We start from the raw sequence: 1858 nt of genomic DNA on the forward strand, positions 1-1858 counted from the left end.
GCTCGAACCCGGCCCACGCGTCCATTCGAGAGACGCCTTGCATAGACATTCCAATGCGTCCGGCGTGAAGTTGCGAGAGCGCGAGCGATTCGATGCTGGCGAAGACAGTTCAAGCGATGACATGGGCATCGAGGCGATCGACGCGCTTCGCAGTCAGTTACTGCTACGCTGGTTCAACGAGACGGACCATAAGTCGCTCGCCACTGTGAGCGTCGACTTCTGCGACGCAAAGGCGACGCTTAGCGCGCGACTGGCTACCGCGTTCGCCGCTTCGGGCAGCCGCACGCTCGTGATCGACGCTGATCTGTACAACCCGCGCTTGCATGCCGCGTTCGATGTCGATAACGACCTCGGGCTGTCGGAAGTACTGGCGGGACAGCTTCCCTTGCATGCAGCGCTCAAGCAGGGGCGCATCGAAACGCTGTCGATCCTGACCGCCGGAAACGGGGGCGATCGTGCCGAGTCGTTGCTCTCGAAATCGCGCCTCATCCCGCTGTTGCAAGGGGCGCAACTCCAGTTTGACGTCATCCTGCTTGAGACGCCTACGTGGTCCGCGCACGCAAACGCAACCATGATTGGCGGCGCAGCGGGCGGTGTGCTCGTGAGCGTGCAGCGCCATCGCACGCATGCGCGGTCGCTGCGACGGCTGGCCGACGGCCTCAAGGCCGCGAGCGTTCCGATCGTCGGCGCGATTTTTGTCGAGTCATGAGGATTCGGGGTGTTCGCATCCGGCAATGCCGCCCATTCCAATGCGCATAAGGAAGTCCAACCGATGTTCGATAAAGCCGCCACGGCGTTACCGCACAATCCCGGCGAATCTGGCAGCTCGCGAGCAACGACGCTGGTCATGTCCGATTTCCTCTTTCTCGGCGGATTGGTCCTGGCGCTGTTCATCGTCGACGATCCCTATGGCGCGCAGTACCAGCACGATCCGTACACGCGCCATTTGCCGCTACTGCTTTCACTCGCGGCGATTCTATTCGCCAGCATGGGGCAGATGCTTCGTCCCAGGCACGCGCGCCGCGGCTCGGCGTGGCCCGTCGCTACAGCGGGGCTGCCGTTATTGCTGCTCGCCAGCTGGATCGTGATCGGATCGCTGTTCGCCCGGTTCATGCAAGGCTTTGCGGATACGTTCCTGAACACCGGCCTGTACATGATGTTGACCCTGTTCACAGCGCGCGGCATTCTTATCTCTCCTGCGCGCGATCGCGTGATTCAGTTAAGTGTCCGTGCGATGGCGGTCAGCGCAATATATATGATCCTGCGGATGATCTACGACCACGACTGGGGCGGCGGCCGCTACCATGAGATGGAATTCGTGGTGATGCCGGTTGCGGTCTACTATGCATTGAGCCCATCCGTCAATAGGAAGTGGCGCGGGCTGATCGTGTTCTTCTTTCTCGCTAGCGGCGTGGTGTTCTGCAAGAACACCGGCTTCATCGTGATGCTGCTTACGATCGGCTATCTGCTCGCAGCTGACTGGCGTTTCCGTCTGCGTCAACCTGCACGGCTTTACCGCGTTGTTCTCGCGGGAACGATGGGACTGGCGCTGGCGCTTGGGGGGGTGATCGCTTTCGGTCCAGCGCTTTCCAACGACATTACCTTGCCAAACGGCAATCCGGGGTATCGGGTGCGCGCTTATGAAAAGGCAATCTCGCGGTTCGAGCAATCGCCTGTTTATGGCGTGTCCTTTTCAGAGCGCTCGACAACGCTATTCATGGCGTTCACTGTCAAAGCAGTCGTTCCGAATAACCAGCTCCCCACTCACAGCGACGTGCTCGATCTGACCGCGAACGGCGGAGTAATGGCGCTTGCTCTCCTGCTATGGGCATATGCACGAATCGCGCGCCTTTTCTGG

General features: G+C 60.4%; 2 protein-coding genes. Both read left to right on the forward strand.

Annotated elements, in window-relative coordinates:
- The coding region (locus tag WCA53_RS23715; protein ID WP_423916217.1) for a CpsD/CapB family tyrosine-protein kinase at window positions 1-709 on the forward strand (709 nt) is incomplete at its 5' end.
- A 63-nt stretch (window positions 710-772) separates the two neighbouring features.
- Window positions 773-1858, forward strand: a 1086-nt coding sequence (locus WCA53_RS23720) for a hypothetical protein (protein WP_423916219.1), incomplete at its 3' end; no start/stop codon positions are given.

Origin of the sequence: Caballeronia sp. (assembly GCF_049581465.1) — a bacterium.
Taxonomy (GTDB): Bacteria; Pseudomonadota; Gammaproteobacteria; order Burkholderiales; family Burkholderiaceae; genus Caballeronia.